This is a genomic window from Pseudomonas sp. No.117 (assembly GCF_054558395.1).
In genome coordinates, this window is sequence record NZ_BAAJNP010000009.1 from 27,005 (window position 1) to 43,597 (window position 16,593).

The 16,593-nt window shown below is 69.8% G+C and carries 18 protein-coding genes; 15 read left to right on the forward strand and 3 right to left on the reverse strand.

Going from position 1 to position 16,593, the window contains the following annotated elements:
- Positions 1-162 precede the first annotated feature (162 nt).
- The 12 genes from ACYJP6_RS21100 to ACYJP6_RS21155 are packed head-to-tail and all read left to right on the forward strand — an operon-like array spanning position 163 to position 11,420.
- On the forward strand, positions 163-1,833 hold the full coding sequence (locus ACYJP6_RS21100) for a bifunctional UDP-sugar hydrolase/5'-nucleotidase (RefSeq protein ID WP_459477569.1): 1,671 nt from the start codon (positions 163-165) through the stop codon (positions 1,831-1,833).
- Positions 1,833-2,600 carry a hypothetical protein gene (locus tag ACYJP6_RS21105; RefSeq protein WP_177411493.1) on the forward strand — a complete coding sequence of 256 codons (768 nt, stop codon included), beginning with the start codon at positions 1,833-1,835 and terminating at the stop codon, positions 2,598-2,600. Before ACYJP6_RS21100 ends, ACYJP6_RS21105 begins: the two co-directional genes overlap by 1 nt.
- Complete coding sequence (gene gspD, locus ACYJP6_RS21110; protein ID WP_459477571.1) at positions 2,597-4,603, forward strand: type II secretion system secretin GspD; 2,007 nt, start codon at positions 2,597-2,599, stop codon at positions 4,601-4,603. Before ACYJP6_RS21105 ends, gspD begins: the two co-directional genes overlap by 4 nt.
- Positions 4,603-6,060: a GspE/PulE family protein gene (locus ACYJP6_RS21115; protein ID WP_027601434.1), complete on the forward strand. Its 1,458-nt coding sequence runs from the start codon at positions 4,603-4,605 to the stop codon at positions 6,058-6,060. The genes gspD and ACYJP6_RS21115 overlap by 1 nt, the downstream gene beginning before the upstream one ends.
- Before the next feature lie 24 nt (positions 6,061-6,084).
- Complete coding sequence (gene gspF, locus ACYJP6_RS21120) at positions 6,085-7,290, forward strand: type II secretion system inner membrane protein GspF (protein ID WP_144962263.1); 1,206 nt, start codon at positions 6,085-6,087, stop codon at positions 7,288-7,290.
- Positions 7,291-7,313: 23 nt separating this feature from the next.
- Positions 7,314-7,754, forward strand: a complete 441-nt coding sequence (gene gspG, locus ACYJP6_RS21125; RefSeq protein WP_007162347.1) for a type II secretion system major pseudopilin GspG — start codon at positions 7,314-7,316, stop codon at positions 7,752-7,754.
- Positions 7,755-7,760: 6 nt separating this feature from the next.
- Positions 7,761-8,219, forward strand: coding sequence for a GspH/FimT family pseudopilin (locus ACYJP6_RS21130; protein ID WP_314587248.1), 459 nt, complete (start codon positions 7,761-7,763; stop codon positions 8,217-8,219).
- Complete coding sequence (locus tag ACYJP6_RS21135) at positions 8,216-8,557, forward strand: prepilin-type N-terminal cleavage/methylation domain-containing protein (RefSeq protein WP_007162349.1); 342 nt, start codon at positions 8,216-8,218, stop codon at positions 8,555-8,557. Before ACYJP6_RS21130 ends, ACYJP6_RS21135 begins: the two co-directional genes overlap by 4 nt.
- Positions 8,554-9,141: a prepilin-type N-terminal cleavage/methylation domain-containing protein gene (locus ACYJP6_RS21140; RefSeq protein WP_197852340.1), complete on the forward strand. Its 588-nt coding sequence runs from the start codon at positions 8,554-8,556 to the stop codon at positions 9,139-9,141. Before ACYJP6_RS21135 ends, ACYJP6_RS21140 begins: the two co-directional genes overlap by 4 nt.
- Before the next feature lie 4 nt (positions 9,142-9,145).
- Positions 9,146-10,312: a type II secretion system protein GspL gene (gspL, locus tag ACYJP6_RS21145; protein ID WP_074584733.1), complete on the forward strand. Its 1,167-nt coding sequence runs from the start codon at positions 9,146-9,148 to the stop codon at positions 10,310-10,312.
- On the forward strand, positions 10,309-10,731 hold the full coding sequence (locus ACYJP6_RS21150) for a hypothetical protein (protein WP_459477575.1): 423 nt from the start codon (positions 10,309-10,311) through the stop codon (positions 10,729-10,731). The genes gspL and ACYJP6_RS21150 overlap by 4 nt, the downstream gene beginning before the upstream one ends.
- Entirely contained in the window at positions 10,728-11,420 is a 693-nt protein-coding gene (locus ACYJP6_RS21155) for a hypothetical protein (protein WP_027598394.1), read from the forward strand. Before ACYJP6_RS21150 ends, ACYJP6_RS21155 begins: the two co-directional genes overlap by 4 nt.
- Before the next feature lie 17 nt (positions 11,421-11,437).
- Here the strand turns inward: ACYJP6_RS21155 and ACYJP6_RS21160 are convergent, their stop codons facing one another.
- The 3 genes from ACYJP6_RS21160 to ACYJP6_RS21170 all read right to left on the reverse strand — a co-directional run bounded on the left by ACYJP6_RS21160 (position 11,438) and on the right by ACYJP6_RS21170 (position 14,217).
- Positions 11,438-11,998 carry an RBBP9/YdeN family alpha/beta hydrolase gene (locus ACYJP6_RS21160; protein WP_027598393.1) on the reverse strand — a complete coding sequence of 187 codons (561 nt, stop codon included), beginning with the start codon at positions 11,996-11,998 and terminating at the stop codon, positions 11,438-11,440.
- Between the two features lie 217 nt (positions 11,999-12,215).
- On the reverse strand, positions 12,216-12,836 hold the full coding sequence (locus ACYJP6_RS21165) for an NAD(P)H-dependent oxidoreductase (protein WP_007162355.1): 621 nt from the start codon (positions 12,834-12,836) through the stop codon (positions 12,216-12,218).
- Complete coding sequence (locus ACYJP6_RS21170; RefSeq protein WP_459477578.1) at positions 12,823-14,217, reverse strand: class II fumarate hydratase; 1,395 nt, start codon at positions 14,215-14,217, stop codon at positions 12,823-12,825. The genes ACYJP6_RS21165 and ACYJP6_RS21170 overlap by 14 nt, the downstream gene beginning before the upstream one ends.
- 174 nt (positions 14,218-14,391) lie before the next feature.
- Here ACYJP6_RS21170 and ACYJP6_RS21175 point away from each other — a divergent pair, with 174 nt between their 5' ends.
- The 3 genes from ACYJP6_RS21175 (at position 14,392) to trhO (ending at position 16,593) form a co-directional block, all read left to right on the forward strand.
- Complete coding sequence (locus ACYJP6_RS21175) at positions 14,392-14,928, forward strand: DUF2059 domain-containing protein (protein WP_145009644.1); 537 nt, start codon at positions 14,392-14,394, stop codon at positions 14,926-14,928.
- A gap of 121 nt (positions 14,929-15,049) precedes the next feature.
- Positions 15,050-15,361, forward strand: coding sequence for a BolA family protein (locus tag ACYJP6_RS21180; RefSeq protein WP_058759932.1), 312 nt, complete (start codon positions 15,050-15,052; stop codon positions 15,359-15,361).
- Positions 15,362-15,639: 278 nt separating this feature from the next.
- Positions 15,640-16,593, forward strand: coding sequence for an oxygen-dependent tRNA uridine(34) hydroxylase TrhO (gene trhO, locus ACYJP6_RS21185; protein ID WP_459477581.1), 954 nt, complete (start codon positions 15,640-15,642; stop codon positions 16,591-16,593).

A 16,593-nucleotide genomic window follows, 5' to 3' on the forward strand; every position in this document is an offset into this window, starting at 1 on the left:
CTTTAGGAAGCCTCTGTGATGGTCTGGTGACTGAAAGGTTACAGCCGGTCATTTCCCGCCAGTCGCGCTGTAACAGTTTGTAACCTGCTGTTTTGTCATGAATTTGTAGCTTTTCGCCGCCTAGGATGCCGCCCTCATTTAAGCGCGCAAGGCAGACATCGGATGGGCAACTGGGCACGACGCCAGGTCTTGGGTTGGCTCGCGGCGGGCGCCACGGCACCCCTGCTGGGTGGCTGTGCCCGGGGTTTTTCCGCCGGTCCGGCGGACACCGATCTGCAGCTGCTCTATGTCGCCGACACCCTGGATGCCCGCGAACCCGGCTGGCCGGTGGTGCCGCGGGTGCGGCTCGGGCCGGCCGGGCGGATCGGCGCCGCGCCCTGGCGTACCGGCGCCGACGCGGCTCGTCTCGCTCCCGCGCTGGCACCGCTGCTGGATGCCGGGCGTGGCGACGGCCAGCGCTATGGTGGCTATGCCGCCCTGGCCTGCCAGCTGACCCAGTTGCGCACCCGCCAGGGCGCGATCCGTAGCCTGACCCTGGAAAACGGCCAGTGCTGGAACGGCAGCGGCCTGACCCAGCTGACCCGCGGCGAGGCCGGGGTCGAGGGCAGCCAGTTGCTGGGCAGCGAGGTCCGCGTCAGCAGCGACGAACGCCTGCTCTGGCCCGAGCGCAGCGCCGCCCTCTATCGCCGTTATGGTCGCCCGGTGCTGGGCGCCACCCTTACCGAAGAACAGCGCACCACCCTGGGCGTCGCCCCCTTCACCCTGATCGAGCGCGACGGGGTGCGCATCGCCCTGGTCGGCGTGACCGATCCCTATGCCAGCGACCAGCAGGCGCCGCTGGCCGACTGGTATGCCCGGCTGCGTCCGGTGCTGGCCGAAGCCCGGGGCAAGGCCGATCTGCTGGTGGTGCTGGCCGATGTCGGCAGCGGGCCGGGCCTGTGGCTGGCCGAGCGGCTGGAGGAAGCGGACCTGCTGCTCTGCGCCCGCGGCCAGGATCTCTGGCCGGAACTGATCCCGGTGATGCGCGGCAGCGGGCGTCCGCTGCCGGTGTGCCTGCCGGGTTGCCGCGGCGTCGGTATCTTCGAGATCCGCTGCCGGGGCGGTCGCGACGGCTGGCGCCTGGACGCCGTCTTCCATCCGGTGCAGGCCGAGCGCGTCCCCGATCGAGCCCTGCTGGAACATTATCAGCGGCAACTGGCGCAGGCCCGGGCGCCCCATGCCGGCTGGCTCGACCAGCGCCTGGCACGGGCGCCGGTGGACCTCTGGCGCCGCGACCTGCTCGGCGGCAGCTGGGACGCCCTGATCGCCGCGGCCCTGGGCGGTGGCGATGCGCAGCCGGTGCTGCTGCCCGGGCTGAGATATGACCTGCCCCTGCGGCGGGGCGACTGGATCACCCGCGAGCACCTGATCGCCCTCTGTGGCGGCCACGAGGCCACGGTGCTGGATCTGCCCACCTCGGCGGACGGCCTGCGCACGCTTCTGGAAGAGGCCGCCGACAACCGCTTCGGCGAACCCCTGCTGCTGGACAACAGCCAGGATCTGCCGCGGCTACTCGGCGTTCAGTGGACCTGCCGCTACGGCGCGCCGCGCGGCCAGCGCATCGGACCGCTGCAGGCACCCCTGGGCGCCTCCTTTACCTGTCGCACCTTTGCCCTGGGGCGTGAACTCGGCACCGGCGAGGCGCTGTGGCAGCGCCTCGAAGCCTATCTGCGCGCCCGGCCCGCCGACTGGGGCCTGGTACCCCTGGCGCCGCCACGCCTGGAGTTCGTCGAGGGTCATCCGGGCTGGCATCCGCTGGCTGCTTTGCGCCGCCGTCTGGAGTCGCTGGCCTGATGGCGCGCCTGCTCATCCATCCCCTGGCGCTGCGGCTGCTGACCCTGCTGTGGCTGGGCATCGCCGCCTGGCTGGCGGCCCGGGTGGTCTGCGACCTGCGCCTGCTGTGGCTGCCGACGCCCGCGCCCAGCGCCCAGGTCGAGGCGGCACCGGCGGCCGATCTGCTTGCCGGCCATTGGCGCGCCGCCAGCCAGGCCGCACCCAGCAGCCTGCCGATCCAGTGGGTCGGGGCGATCAAGGCGGTGCCCATCGACGGCTCGGTGGTGGTGCTGCGCCACGGCGATCGCCAGCTGTCCCTGGTGCTGGGCGACAGCCTGGCGCCCGGTCTGGTGCTGACCGCCATCGACGCCCAGGGCCTGGTCTTTACCCGCGGCGATCGCGAAGAGCGGTTGCCCTGGCCGGCGCCGCGCGAACTCGTCGGGCTCGCCGCCAGCGGTACGGCCAAGCCGGCGCCGGTCAAGGCCGCGCCCCTGCCGAGCGCGGAGGAGGGTGACCTGGCCAGCCTGCTCAGGCGCATTCGCGCCACCCCGGTGCGCGAGCATGGCGAGCTGACCGGCTACCGCCTGCAACCCGGCGCCGAACCGGCCTTCTTCAGTGGCCTGGGCCTGGAGCCCGGCGACGTCCTGCGCCGGGTGGACGCCGTCCCCGTGGCCGATACCCGGGCGCTCCTGCAACGCCTGCCGCACTGGCGCGCCACCGGCGCCCTGACCCTGGAACTGGAACGTCAGGGGCGTGCCCTGGCCCTACCCGTGAGACTGTCCCTGTGAAGAAACGCAGCTATTGCGGCCTGCTCCTCGCCTTCTGGCTGCTCGGCGCCCAGGCCGAACAACGCTTCGAGGTCAACTTCGAGAACACCGAGATCGATCTGTTCATCGAAAGCGTCGGGCGCATCACTGGCACCAACTTCGTCATCGACCCTCGGGTGCGCGGCACCCTGACGGTGCGCAGCGCCCAGCCCCTGGCCGCCGACGATGTCTATGCCCTGGCCCTGGCCCAGTTGCGCGCCAACGGCTACGCCGCGGTGGAGCTGGACGACGGCAGCGTGAAGATCCTGCCCGATCAGGCGGCGCGCACCGAACCGCTGCCGGTGGAGCTGGATGACGGCGCCCCGGCCAAGGCCGGGGCCGGCGATACCGTGGCGACCCGGGTGTTCGCCGTGCGCGGTGGCAATCTCGAACAGCTGCTGGGCATCGTCCGTCCGCTGATGGACGCTCGGGTCGGGGTGGCCACGCCCTATCCGGCCAGCAACCTGCTGGTGGTGACCGACTGGCGCAGCAACCTCAGTCGCATCGGTCAGCTGCTGACGCGGCTGGACCGCGGCCGCGACGAGCCGGTGGAGATGATCACCCTGCGCCATGCCCAGGCGCGCGACACCGCGCCGCTGGTGGAGCGGCTGCTGGCCAGTCGCGGCCAGGCCGGTGGCAATGTCCAGGTGCTGGCGGACGCCCGCAGCAATGCCCTCATGGTGCGCGGCGACGAGGCCGTGCGCCGCCAGGTGCGCCGGCTGGTGGCCGAACTGGACGTCTCCCGCGATGCCGCCAGCGACACCGAGGTGGTCTATCTGCACCACGCCAAGGCCGGCGAGGTGGTCAAGGTGCTGCGCGGCCTGAGCGGCGAGGTCACCCAGGAGGCACGGGTGGAGATTCCCGTGGCGCCTGCTGCTGGTAATACCACCCCTGTGGAGGGTGGGGCGGAAGGGGAAGCCCCGCTGCCCAAGAGCGGCGGGACGCTGGCGCCGGGGGCGCCCGGTATTCGTCTGGAAGCGGACCTGGGGACCAACTCCATCGTGCTGATCGGTCCGCCACGGGAGCTCGCCGGCTACAAGCGCATCATCAGCCAGCTGGATATCCGCCGCGCCCAGGTCGTGGTGGAGGCCATCATCGCCGAGATCACCGACACCAAGGCCAACCAGCTGGGTGTCCAATGGCTGTTTCTCGACCGCAACGGCAACCTGCCGGCGGGCAGCGTCAACTTCACCAACGGCACGCCCATCAACGGCATCGCCGCCGCCGCGGCCAACCAGGACACTACCGCCCTGGGCAGTCTGCTGTCGGGCATGCAGGGCATCTCCGCCGGGGTCGGGCGCATCGGCGGCAGCGGCTTGAATTTCGTTACCCTGCTGCAGGCCATGCGCAGCGAGAGTGGTTTCAACCTGCTGTCGACGCCGACGCTGCTGACCCTGGACAACGCCGAGGCCTCGATCATGGTCGGCCAGGAGGTGCCCTTCGTCACCGGTTCGGTCACCAGCAACAACGCCAATCCCTACCAGACCATCGAGCGCCGCGAGGTGGGGGTCAAGCTGCGCCTCAAGCCGCAGATCAACGAAGGCGACACCGTGCGCATGGAGATCGTCCAGGAGGTCTCGTCGCTGGCCGACAACGTGCGCGCCAGCGACGTGGTCACCAACAAGCGCGAGATCAAGACCACGGTGATGGTCGAGGACAACGGCCTCATCGTCCTCGGCGGCCTGATCAGCAACGAGGGCAACGACAGCGACCAGCGGGTGCCGCTGCTGGGCGACGTGCCGGTGCTGGGCAATCTGTTCAAGTCGCGTACCCGCTCCAGCACCAAGCAGAATCTGGTGGTGTTCATCCGTCCGCGCATCCTGCGTGATCCGGCGCTGGTGCAGCAGATCAGCGAAGACAAGTATCGCGGCATGCGCGCCGCCGCTCCGGCCGCGGCCCTGCCGGCCACCCCGCCGGGCAGTCGCGGCGCGCCCACCCTGCAGAGTCTCTATCCCTCGGCGCGGGCGCGCCTGGACGGCCTCTGATGACAGCGACGCTGCCCTATCGCCTGGCGCGCCAGGCCGGTATCGCCCTGGCCGCCGCGCCCGACGGCTATCGGCTGCTGTGCCGCACGGATGCCGACCTGGCCCTGCTGCAGGAAGTACAGCGTCGCCATGGTCCCCCCCTGGGCTGCGACTGGCTGCCCCGCGAGGTCTTCGAGCAGCGCCTGGGACCGCTCTACGAAGCCGGCCAGGCCACGACCGAAGCCCTGGTGGAAGGCCTGGGCGAGACCGTCGACCTGGCCGGGCTGATGGAGGAACTGCCGCGGGTCGAGGACCTGCTCGACAGCGCTGGCGAGGCACCGGTGATCCGCCTGATCAACGCCCTGTTCGCCGAGGCCCTGCGCCTGGACGCCTCCGACCTGCACGTGGAGACCTTCGAGCAGGCGCTGGTGGTGCGGGTGCGGGTGGATGGCGTGTTGCGCGAATTGCTGCGCCCGCCGCGGGCCTTGTCGGCCATGCTGGTGTCGCGGATCAAGGTCATGGCGCGGCTGGACATCGCCGAGAAGCGCCAGCCCCAGGACGGCCGCATCACCCTGAGGGCCAGCGGCCGGGACGTCGACATCCGCGTCTCGACCCTGCCCGGCGTCCACGGCGAGCGGGTGGTGATGCGCATCCTCGACAAGCAGGCCAGCCTGCTGGAGCTGGCGCGCCTCGGCCTGCCGCCGGCCATAGATACTGGCCTGCGTGGTGCCCTGGCCCAGCCCAACGGCATCCTGCTGGTGACCGGGCCGACCGGCTCGGGCAAGACCACCACCCTCTATGCCAGCCTGGGCCTGCTCAACGAGGGCAGCCGCAGCATCCTCACCGTGGAAGACCCGGTGGAATACGCCTTGCCCGGCATCGGCCAGACCCCGGTCAACCCCCGTGCCGGCCTGACCTTCGCCAGCGGCCTGAGGGCCATCCTGCGCCAGGATCCGGACGTCATCATGATCGGCGAGATCCGCGACGTGGAGACTGCCGGCATCGCCGTGCAGGCCAGTCTTACCGGTCACCTGGTGCTCTCCACCCTGCACACCAACAGCGCCCTGGGCGCCATTACCCGGCTGCGCGACATGGGCGTGGAGCCCTTCCTGCTGGCCTCCAGCCTCAAGGGGGTGCTGGCCCAGCGGCTGGTACGGCGGCTCTGTGGCTGCGCTGCCTGGCGTCCGCTGCGCCCGGCCGAGCAGGCGCTCCTGCCGGGGCTGGCCGGCCTCGAACGGCTGCGCGAGCCCCAGGGCTGCGCGGCGTGCAACGGCAGTGGCTATCGCGGTCGCCTGGGGCTCTATGAATTCGTCGCCCTGGACGCCGAACTGGCCGAGCTCATCTATCGCGGCGCCGGTGAAGGCGAGATGGCGCGACTGCTGGAAGGCCGCCGCGCGACCCTGGCCGAGGGCGCCCTGGCGCGCCTGGCGGCGGGCGAGACCAGCCTGGCGGAGGTGCTGCGTGCGGTGCACCAGTAACGCCCTCGGCGGAGCGCTGCGCTGATGCCGGCCTACCGCTACCTGGCGCTGGACGGCGACGGGCGTCGCCAGCGCGATGTCATCCAGGCCGAAAGCGAGCGCCACGCCCGCCAGCTGCTGCGCGAGCGCGGCCTCTTTCCCCGCGAGGTGCAGGCGAGCGGTCCGGTGCGCGGCGCGCGCGGTCGCGGCGGACGGCTGGACGCCAACAGTCGCACCGATTTCACCCGCCAGCTGGCGACCCTGGTGGGCGCCGCCATTCCCCTGGCCGAGGCCCTGCAGATGCTCGAGCGCCAGAGTCGCCAGGCGGCGCTCAAGGCCTTGCTGCTGGATCTGCTGGGCCAGGTGCGCGAGGGCTACACCCTGGCCGACAGCCTGGGTCGCCATCCCGGCACCTTCGATCCGCTGTACCTGACCCTGGTGGCCGCCGGGGAGCGGGCCGGGCGCCTGGGCCCGGTGCTGGAACGCCTGGCCGACTATCTCGAACGGGTGCAGCGCCAGCGCCACAAGGCGCGTACCGCGCTCATCTATCCCCTGGCGCTGGCCCTGGTCTCCATCGCCGTGGTGGCCGGCCTGATGACCTTCGTGGTGCCCAAGCTCACCGAGCAATTCATCCACAGTGGCCTGCAATTGCCCTGGATCACCCGCGCCCTGGTGGCCGTCAGCGATGGCCTGCTGGTCTTTGGGCCCTGGTTGCTGGGTCTGCTGGTGCTGGCCGGTGTCGGTCTGCAGCGCCTGCTGCGCCAGGTCCTGTGGCGGCGACGCTGGCATCGCCAGCTGTTGCGCCTGCCGCGCCTGGGCGAGTTGCTGCGCACCCTCGACAGCGCCCGCCTGACCCGCAGCCTGGCGATCCTGGTCGGCAGCGGCATCCCGGTGCTCGAAGGCCTGCAGGTCAGTCGTGCCACCCTGAGCAACCAGGTCCTGGGTGACGCCCTGGACGCCGCCATCGAGCAGGTCACCGCCGGTACCGGCCTCGGCCGGGCGCTGGATCGCACCGCGGTGTTTCCGCCGCTGCTGGTGAACATGGTCGCCAGCGGCGAGGCCAGCGGCACCCTCGACGCCATGCTGGAGCGGGTTGCGGATGCTCAGGAGCGGGATTTCAACCAGCAGGTGGACCTGGCCCTGGCGCTGTTCGAACCGGTGCTGATCCTCATCCTCGGCGGCGTGGTGCTGGCCATCGTCCTCGCCATCCTGCTGCCCATCATGCAGCTCAACCAGGCGCTCAACCTCTGATGCACCCCAAGGAGACTTTCGCGATGCGCTCTCATGCCGTACCCGCCCGCCAGGCCGGCTTCACCCTCATCGAGATCATGGTGGTGATCTTCATCATCGGCCTGCTGGTGGCCATCGTCGCGCCCAATGTGCTGGACAACCAGGACAAGGCCATGCAGCAGAAGGCCCGCGCCGATCTCGCCAGCCTGGAGCAGGCGCTGGACATGTACCGCCTGGACAACCTGCGCTATCCCACCGCCGAGCAGGGCCTGGCCGCCCTGGTGAGCAAGCCAACCCAGGCCCCCGAGCCGCGCAACTACCGCGCCGACGGCTATATCCGCCGCCTGCCGGAAGACCCCTGGGGCGCCGCCTATCGCTATCGCATCCCTGGCGAACATGGCCGGGTGGATCTCTACAGCCTCGGCGCCGACGGCCGCGAAGGCGGCGAGGGCAGCGACGCCGATATCGGCAACTGGACCCTCTGAGTCACCATGCCAAGGCGCCAGGGCGGTTTCACCCTGCTGGAGCTGATGGTGGTGCTGCTGATCGTCGGCCTGCTCACCGCGGTAGGCGTGGCGCGCCTGAGCGGCGGCAGTCCGGCCGGGCAGTGGCGCCTGGAAAGTCTGGCGGGCGACTTCCAGCTGGCGCGGGACACCGCCCGCCGCAGCGGCCGCATCCTCGGCTGGCAGGCCGACGCCACCGGCTTTCGCTATCTGCAACTGGTGGCCGACACCCGCGGGCCACGCTGGCAACCCCTGGCCAGTGCCGATCTGCCGGACGGGCGCTGGCCGAGTGGTCTGCAACTGGCCGAGCCGGTGAGTGCCCAGCCGCGGCTGATCTGGTGGCCGAATGGCGATACCCAGGGCCAGCGCCTGGCCTTCGCCGAAGACGAGCGGCAGTGGCTGCTGGTGGTCGACGGGCGCGGCCGCGCCTCGGTGGAACGGCCATGAAGCAGACCGGTTTCACCCTGCTGGAGGTGCTGGTGGCCCTGGCCATCGTCGCCTTCATGGCGGTGGGCGTCAGCCAGGTGATCGGCCAGCGACTGGACATCGCCGGGGTCGCCCAGTCCCGCGAGCTGGCCCAGCTGTGCGCACGTGAACTCACTGCCCGGGCGCAGGTGGAGGGCCTGGCCACCGGCCAGGGCGAGTTGAACCAGGGTGGCGAACGCTGCTACTGGCGCCTGGAGGGCGCAAGCGGCCCCCTCGGCGGGCGGCTGACGCTCTATGCCGATGCCGCGCTCAGTCGAAGCCTGGGCGACTGGCCGATCCAGGCCGGAGTCCAGCCATGAGAAACCAGGCGGGCATGACCCTGATCGAGGTGCTGCTGGCCATCGCCCTCACGGCGCTGCTCGCCGTCTTGCTCGGCAGTCTGGTCAATCTCTGGCTCGACGCCCGCGGTCGCCTGGCCGCGCGGGAATCGACCAACGCCCGGGTGCTGGACCTCTGCGGCCTGCTGGAGCGGCGCCTGGGTGGTCTGGTCCTGCGCCCGCTGCAGGAGCGCCGGTTGCCGCTGCACAACGCCCTGCTGGACTGGCGTCCCGCCGAGAACCGCCTGGACTGGGTCGCCCTGGACGGCTTGCCGCTGAGTGCGGGGCAGGGCGCCGGTCGCCTGCGCCGCCAGCGCCTGGAATGGGATGCCGCCCAGGAACGGCTGCGACTCTGGCGCAGTGCCGAGCTGGATGCGGTGGAGGCCCCGGTCTGGCAACCGGTGTTCGATCAGCCCGGCATCGAGCGCCTGCAACTGGAATTCCACGGCGGCGGTCGTTGGCTCGCCTATCCGCCCCCGGCCGAACCCGCCAACGGGGTACGGCTGACCTTTACCCTGCAGGGTGCCGGCTATGTCTGTACCTTCGCCCTGCCTCAGACAGGTTGACCCCATGTTCGCCTCCCTCCCGCTCGGGCGCCTGCTGCCCCTGCTGCGCCGCGACCTCAGCCCCGCCCACAGCTCCACGCGGCTGCTCCTGCGTACGCGGCGACCCGGTCCGCCGGGTCCGGACAATCCGCTGGTGGCCGCGCGCCTTCAGGACGGCCAGCTGCAAGCCGCGGCAGCGCTGCCCGCGTCCGCCCAGCCGGTGACCCTGCTGCTGCATGGCGAAGACTGCAGCCTGTTCGATGTCGCCGCGCCCAAGGGGCTGCGTCCGCACGAATGGGGCCTGCTGCTGGAGGACCAGCTGCTGGCGGACGCCAGTGACCAGCACTTGGTCTGTCTGGGGCGCACCCCGGGTCGGCTGCGCCTGCTGGCGCTGGATCGGGCGCTGCTGGAGGCCTGGCGTGAGCACTGCGCCGCCTGCGGCTGGACGGTGGCGGCCTGCTGGGTCGACTTCCAGCTGCTGCCCGAGCCCACCGCCGAGAGCGGGATCGGAATGCGCCTGGGCGAAGGCCTGAGATTCAAGACCCGGATCGAAGGCCACGAGGTCTGGCTGACCTGGCCGCCTACCCTCGAAGCCAGTCTGCCGCCTGCCCTGGCCGCGCTGCTCGAAGCCGGGCCCGAGGCCACCCGCGATCCGCTCTGGCCCCAGCCCGCCGCCGGACTCGCGCCCCTGGATCTCTGGCCGCGCCAGGGCCAGCGTCGCAGTCGGCCCGCGCTGGGCCTGCCGCGTCCGCTGGTGCTGGGCATGGCCGCAGCCGCGGTGCTGGCGATCCTGCACCTGGGCCTGCAACAGGTCCAGCAGTGGCGACTGGCCCAGCTCGACCGGGCCTATGTCGCCCAACGGCTGGGTCTGGCCAGCGACCGCCTCGAGACCGGCCGCGCCGAACGCGAACTCCAGCTGGCCAGTCGCACCCGGCGGCAGCTGGAGGGCCAGTGGCGCCTCTGGCAGCGCCTCAGGGAGCCCCTTGGCGCCGCCCTGACCAGCGCACCAGGGCTGCGTCTGGTGGAATGGTCGCTCGATGAGCAGGGCATCCAGCTGGTGCTGGAAGGCCCCGCCAGTCTGGACAAGACCTTGCGCAGCCGACTCGGCGAGGAATTCGCTACCCTGCAGTGGCAACGGCAGGCCGGACGCCTGACCCTGCGCCTGGCGGTCCCGACGGAGAAGCGACCATGAGCACCCTTTTGCAGCGCTGGCAGCGGCTGCCCACTGAACGCCAGCGACTGGCCCTTGGCGGCCTGGTCATTCTGTTGCTGGCCGCCATCCTCTGGCTGCGCCCCACTCCAGGGGGCCGACCGGTCTCGGTGGACTGGGTCCGCCTCGCCGCAGAGGCCCGGGCACTGCCGGTCGCCCAGCCGCTGCAGGAGACGGACTGGCGCGCTGCGGTAGGCGGGGTGACCTTCAGCGCCCTGACCCTGGCCGAGCCGGTCTGGCACCTGCGTGGCGAGGCGGCCGATATCCTTGCGGTGGAACGGCTGCAGGCCTGGGCGCGGGCACGCGGCTGGTTGCCGCAGACCCTCAGGATTCGCAGCCAGTCAGGGGGCGTGGCCTTCGAACTGGATGTCCTGGCGGTGCTGGTGGGGCGGACGCCATGATGCGCTGGCTCGCGCGCCTGGTCGTTACCCTGTTCGTCCTGCTGATCTTCGCCCTGGGCTGCCTGCTCTATTGGCCCGCGGCGGACTGGCTGCCGAGGCTGCTACCGCCCCAGGTCACCCCGGTGGGGCTGCAGGGTTCCCTGCTGGGCGGCGGCATGCAGCGCCTCGACTGGCCGGGCGGCGGTGCCGGCCCCTGGCAATGGCAGCTGCGCTGGCCGGGCCGGTTGCAGGTCAGGATCGGCGAGCCCGAGGCTGCGCCCTGGGGCATGGTCCTCAGCGGCTGGCCCTGGCGGTGGCAGGCCGATCTCGCCGGAGGTGACCTGCGCTGGCTGCAGGCGCCGGGCAGCGCGCTGCTCGCCGGTCGGCTGGTGGGCGAGGTACGCCTGGCAGGCAGCTGGCGACGTTGCCAGGCGGCGGGTGGCGGATGGCAGGGCGATGGCCTGCAGCTCCTGGCGCCCCGGCGTCTCGCCCTGGGCGAGTCCCGGTTGCAGGTGGATTGCCAGACGGCGCCCTGGCTGCAGGGCGTCTTCGAGCGCACCGGCCAGCATCGCCTGGAACTGCGCCTGAGCCTGGCGAACTGGCGCGGGCAGGTGCAGGGCACGGCGCAGCCCGGCAGCGACATGGCGTCGGTGCTGCAGAACATCGGCTGGCTCAGGCCCGGGCAGAGCCAGGTGATGGGGCGCTTCTGAATCTGGAAGGGCAGGGATCAGGCGACGCGCAGGCCCTGGCTCGACCCCAGCTTCGCCAGGTGGAGCAAGCCTTCCTCCCACTGCCGATGCCCGGAGCGGGTGTTGATATGGCCGGCACCGGGCAGGACATCCAGTTCGCTGCCCCAGGCCTGCGCCAGGGCTTCGGCCCGCGGCAGGCTGATGGCATGGTCGTTGTCCGAGGTCACCACCCGCGAGGGGAAGGGTAACGGCTGGCGTGGCAAGGGGGCGAAACCCACCAGCTCCACGGGGCAACCCGGACGTTCGACATCGGCCGGCGCCACCAGCAAGGCCGCCAGCACCCGCTGCCGGCGGGCCACCGGGGCGCTGGCCGCCCAGCGGGCGACGGTCACGCACCCCAGGCTATGGGCGATCAGCACCACCGGCGCATTGGCCTGGGCGATGGCCGCGTCGAGGGCGGCGACCCAGCGCTGCGGATCGGGACGCTGCCAGTCGTCCTGTTCGACCCGACGGGCATCCGGCAGGCGGCGTTGCCAGTGGGTCTGCCAATGCTCGGGGCCGGAGCCTTGCCAACCGGGAAGGATGAGATAGCGGGTCATGGCGGTGCTCCGCGGGGAAGGGGAGTATCGATAGTGCCGACGGTCGATCCGCAGGAGAAAGAATAAAAGGCGCTTTGGTTATGCCTTACGCCTTGGTATGCAGTGGCGGAATCGCGATCGTGGCGGTTCGCCGATGCGACCGCTCCTACGGAAATATCTGTCTTGTGTAGGAGCGGCCGCGTCGGCGGACCGCCATGGCCGCGATCAAAAAACCCAACTACTCGTTCCGCCCCAACCGCTCCACTTCCTGCAGCCAGCGCAGCCGCTGCTCCTCGTCCGCCGCCCGCACCGGCGAATACTCGTGCACCTGCAGCACCTGGATGCCACAGGCCTCGAGGCCTTCCTGGATGCCCTGGCGATGGGGCGCCTGGTTACGCAGGCGCTGCCAGGGGGAGGGCGGGGTGTCGGAGGTGACCAGCAGCTCGGCGCTGCGGCCGGTCAGCAGCGGCTCGCCGCCCCAGGTCTGGTCGCGCTGGGCGAAGGCGAAGCCCGGTTGCAGCACGCGCTCGAGAAAGCCCGCCAGCACCGCCGGCAGGCCGTTCCACCACACCGGGTAGATGAACACCAGATGCTCGGCCCAGTGGATCTGCCGCTGGGCTTCCAGCAGATCCGGCTCCAGCGTCTGCGAGAGGTCATAGCCCTCGCGCAGCACCGGATCGAACTGGGCGTCGGCCAGCTTGAGCTGGCGCACCACCTGGCCACTGGCCTGGGCGCCCTGGACATAGGCGTCGGCCAGCGACTGGCAGAAGCTGGTCCGCTTGGGATTGCCCTGGATGACCAGCAGGCGCCGGCCATCCCCTTCCAGCGGCGTGGCGCCGCGTGCCTCAGCCACGGCCACCGGCTTCCAGCATGGTTTCCGGACGTACCCATTCGTCGAACTGCGCATCGGTCAGGTAGCCGAGCTCCAGCGCGGCGGCGCGCAGGGTCTTGTTCTCGGCATAGGCCTTCTTGGCGATCTCGGCGGCCTTGTCGTAGCCGATGTGCGGATTGAGCGCCGTCACCAGCATCAGCCCCTGTTCCAGGTGCTCGGCCATCTTGTGCTCGTCCGGTTCCATGCCGGTGACGCAATGGGTGTTGAAGTTGCGGCAGCCATCGGCCAGCAGGCGAATGGATTCCAGCACGTTGTGGGCGATCACCGGCTTGTAGACGTTGAGCTGCAGATGGCCCTGGCTCGCGGCGAAACCCACGGTGACGTCGTTGCCGATCACCTGGCAGGCTAGCATGGACAGGGCCTCGCACTGGGTCGGGTTGACCTTGCCCGGCATGATGGAGCTGCCCGGTTCGTTGGCCGGCAGCTTGACCTCGGCGAAGCCCGCGCGCGGACCGGAGCCCAGCAGGCGCAGGTCATTGGCGATCTTCATCAGCGCCACGGCCAGGGTCTTGAGACCGCCGTGCAGGGCTACCAGCGGCTCATGGCCGGCGAGGGCGGCGAACTTGTTCGGCGCGGTGACGAAGGGCAGGCCGGTGAGTTCGGCGATCTCCTTGGCGATGGCTTCGTCGAAGCCCTTGGGCGCATTGAGGCCGGTGCCCACCGCGGTACCGCCCTGGGCCAGTTCCAGGACGGCCGGCAGGGCATTGCGGATGGCGCGTTCGGCGAGGTCGAGCTGGGCGACGAAGGCCGACAGCTCCTGGCCGAAGGTCACCGGGGTGGCATCCATCATGTGGGTGCGACCGGTCTTGACCAGGTGCTGATAGCGCGCCGATTGCAGCGCCAAGCCGCCGGACAGCTCGGCGATGGCCGGCAGCAGGTCGTTCTGCACCGCCAGGGCGGTGGCGATGTGCATGGCGGTGGGGAAGCAGTCGTTGGAGCTCTGGCCGCGGTTGACGTGGTCGTTGGGGTGGACCGGCTTCTTGCCGCCCATGCCGTTGCCGGCCAGCTCGTTGCTGCGTCCGGCGATGACCTCGTTGACGTTCATGTTGCTCTGGGTACCGCTGCCGGTCTGCCAGACCACCAGGGGAAACTGGTCGTCGTGGAAGCCGTCGAGGATCTCGCTGCTGGCCTTCTCGATCAGGGTGGCGACGTCTTCCGGCAATTCGCCGAGGCGCAGATTGACCCGGGCGGCCGCCTTCTTCACCGTGGCCAGGGCATGCACCACCGCCAGCGGCATCTGCTGGTTGCCGATGGCGAAGTTTTCCAGCGACCTCTGGGTCTGGGCGCCCCAGTAGACATCGTCGGCCACTTCGATGGGGCCGATGCTATCGGTTTCGGTACGGCTCATGGCGGTCTCCGCTCGTAGGGTAAGGGTCCAGCTAGGTTGGGCAGCAGGTTAGCGCCAGGGTTCCCAAATGGGAAGTGTTCTCACTTGCCTGGTGGCGGTCGAAGGCAGTTCAGCTGGCATTCAGCCCGTCTCTGCCAGACTTCCCGTCCATTTTTCGCATCCCCAAGGACGCCCATGAAAAAGACTCTTCGTACGCTCGGTGCCCTCGTCCTGCTGTCCAGTGCGAGTGGCCTGGCCCTGGCCGACGCCAAAAGCCACGCAGCCGACGCAGAGCGCTTTCTCAAGCTGGCCAACGCCGACAAGCTGACCACCCCGGTCTATGCCCAGGTGCAGCAACTCTTCGCCCAGCACTTCGAGCAGGCCAAGGCGCCGGCTAAGAAAGCCGTGCTGGAGAGCTACACCGCCCGTGCCAACCAGGCGCTGGACAGCACCATCGGCTGGGAAAAGGTCAAGCCGGACCTGGTCAAGCTCTATACCGATACCTTCACCGAAGACGAGCTGGAAGGCCTGATCAAGTTCTACCAGTCGGACCTCGGCAAGAAGATGCTGGCGACCCTGCCGCGGCTGTCGGCGCAGTCCGCCGAGCTGACCCAGGCCAAGCTCGAGCTGGCGGTACCCAAGGTCAACGGCATCCTCGCCGAGATGGACAAGGAGCTGGGCGTCAAGCCGCCGGCCGGCGCCGGCAACGCCACGCCGCCCGCCAAGCGCTGAGCCCACGCCGCAGCCGAAGCCCGGACTCGTTCCGGGCTTCGTCGTTTCCGGGCCGACAGAGGCGATTCCGGCCGGTGGCCGCCCTCGCTAGAATGACGGCTCTCACAGTCGAGGTATCCCCATGAGCATGCGCGAACGTATCCAGTCCAGCCTGGGCCTGTTGCAACCCGAGCACCTGGAGGTGCTGGACGAAAGCCACATGCACAGCCGTGGCCAGGAGACCCACTACAAGGCGGTGGTGGTCAGCGAACACTTCGCCGGGCTCAATGCGGTGAAGCGCCACCAGAAGGTCTACGGCACCCTGGGTGAACTCATGGGCCAGTTCCATGCGCTGGCGCTGCACACCTATACCCCGGAGGAGTGGGCGAGCCAGGGCCAGGCGCCGGATTCGCCGACCTGCCGGGGTGGCAGCAAGCACGACCTGGCGGGCTGATCTCAAGACGCCATTGTTCGGCGCCTCGCTAATTGGTTAAAATTTGACCGGCGTCGGCTCCAAGAGGCCGTCCAAAGTCTGCTGTGCGTCGGCCAAACGGCGTTGAAAAAGGCGTCGGGATGCTCATTTACGCTGGGTAAACTGCGCTTCCTCCGCCCTTTTCGCGGGGCCGCCAAGGCCTTGTTTGTCTCTAGCTCGCGAGCCTTTGAACAGACTCTTGCCGGCGTTTTCGTCTAACCGGTCCGCCCTTTGCGCGGGTGACCCCTGGAAAATCGAAGATGACCGACAATATCGTCGTGGCGGCCTTGTACAAGTTCGTCACCCTGGACGACTACGTCCAATTACGTGAACCCCTGTTGCAGACCCTGCTGGCGAACGACGTCAAGGGCACCCTGCTGCTGGCCGAGGAAGGTATCAACGGCACCGTCTCCGGCAGCCGTGCAGGCATCGATGCCGTGCTCGCCTGGCTGCGCGCCGATCCGCGCCTGGTCGATATCGACCACAAGGAGTCCTACTGCGCCGAGCAGCCGTTCTACCGCACCAAGGTCAAGCTGAAGAAGGAGATCGTCACCCTGGGTGTGCCCGGCGTCGATCCCAACCAGCGCGTGGGCACCTACGTCGAGCCGCAGGACTGGAATGCCCTGGTGGACGACCCCGAGGTGCTGGTGATCGATACCCGCAACGACTATGAGGTGGGGATCGGCAGCTTCAAGGGCGCCATCGACCCCAAGACCAAGAGCTTCCGGGATTTCCCGGCCTACATCCGCGAGCACTTCGATCCGGCCCGGCACAAGAAGGTCGCCATGTTCTGCACCGGCGGCATCCGCTGCGAGAAGGCCTCCAGCTTCATGCTGCAGGAGGGCTTCCCCGAGGTGTTCCACCTCAAGGGTGGCATCCTCAAGTACCTCGAAGAGGTGCCGGCGGCCGAGTCGCGTTGGGAAGGCGAGTGCTTCGTCTTCGACAACCGGGTGACCGTCACCCATGAGCTGGCCGAGGGTGTCTACGATCAGTGCCATGCCTGCCGCAATCCGGTGTCGCCGCAGGACATGCAATCGCCGCACTACAGCCCCGGCATCAGCTGCCCGCACTGCTGGGATTTGCTGTCGGAAAAGACCCGCGCCGGGGCGCGCGAGCGACAGAAGCAGATCGAGCTCGCGCGGCTGCGCAATGAGCCCCATCCCATCGGCCGCGATCCGCGGCTGAACGCTACACCCCACCCCGAGGAGGTCTAG

What these genes read in the sequence shown, in the direction of transcription:
- ACYJP6_RS21170 (WP_459477578.1), bottom strand. Translation starts at nt 14,217, where the DNA reads ATGAGCCGTACCGAAACCGATAGCATCGGCCCCATCGAAGTGGCCGAC.
- ACYJP6_RS21180 (WP_058759932.1), top strand. Translation starts at nt 15,050, where the DNA reads ATGAGCATGCGCGAACGTATCCAGTCCAGCCTGGGCCTGTTGCAACCC.
- ACYJP6_RS21105 (WP_177411493.1), top strand. Translation starts at nt 1,833, where the DNA reads ATGGCGCGCCTGCTCATCCATCCCCTGGCGCTGCGGCTGCTGACCCTG.
- ACYJP6_RS21115 (WP_027601434.1), top strand. Translation starts at nt 4,603, where the DNA reads ATGACAGCGACGCTGCCCTATCGCCTGGCGCGCCAGGCCGGTATCGCC.
- gspF (WP_144962263.1), top strand. Translation starts at nt 6,085, where the DNA reads ATGCCGGCCTACCGCTACCTGGCGCTGGACGGCGACGGGCGTCGCCAG.
- ACYJP6_RS21135 (WP_007162349.1), top strand. Translation starts at nt 8,216, where the DNA reads ATGAAGCAGACCGGTTTCACCCTGCTGGAGGTGCTGGTGGCCCTGGCC.
- gspG (WP_007162347.1), top strand. Translation starts at nt 7,314, where the DNA reads ATGCGCTCTCATGCCGTACCCGCCCGCCAGGCCGGCTTCACCCTCATC.
- ACYJP6_RS21100 (WP_459477569.1), top strand. Translation starts at nt 163, where the DNA reads ATGGGCAACTGGGCACGACGCCAGGTCTTGGGTTGGCTCGCGGCGGGC.
- gspL (WP_074584733.1), top strand. Translation starts at nt 9,146, where the DNA reads ATGTTCGCCTCCCTCCCGCTCGGGCGCCTGCTGCCCCTGCTGCGCCGC.
- ACYJP6_RS21160 (WP_027598393.1), bottom strand. Translation starts at nt 11,998, where the DNA reads ATGACCCGCTATCTCATCCTTCCCGGTTGGCAAGGCTCCGGCCCCGAG.
- ACYJP6_RS21175 (WP_145009644.1), top strand. Translation starts at nt 14,392, where the DNA reads ATGAAAAAGACTCTTCGTACGCTCGGTGCCCTCGTCCTGCTGTCCAGT.
- ACYJP6_RS21130 (WP_314587248.1), top strand. Translation starts at nt 7,761, where the DNA reads ATGCCAAGGCGCCAGGGCGGTTTCACCCTGCTGGAGCTGATGGTGGTG.
- ACYJP6_RS21155 (WP_027598394.1), top strand. Translation starts at nt 10,728, where the DNA reads ATGATGCGCTGGCTCGCGCGCCTGGTCGTTACCCTGTTCGTCCTGCTG.
- trhO (WP_459477581.1), top strand. Translation starts at nt 15,640, where the DNA reads ATGACCGACAATATCGTCGTGGCGGCCTTGTACAAGTTCGTCACCCTG.
- ACYJP6_RS21140 (WP_197852340.1), top strand. Translation starts at nt 8,554, where the DNA reads ATGAGAAACCAGGCGGGCATGACCCTGATCGAGGTGCTGCTGGCCATC.
- ACYJP6_RS21150 (WP_459477575.1), top strand. Translation starts at nt 10,309, where the DNA reads ATGAGCACCCTTTTGCAGCGCTGGCAGCGGCTGCCCACTGAACGCCAG.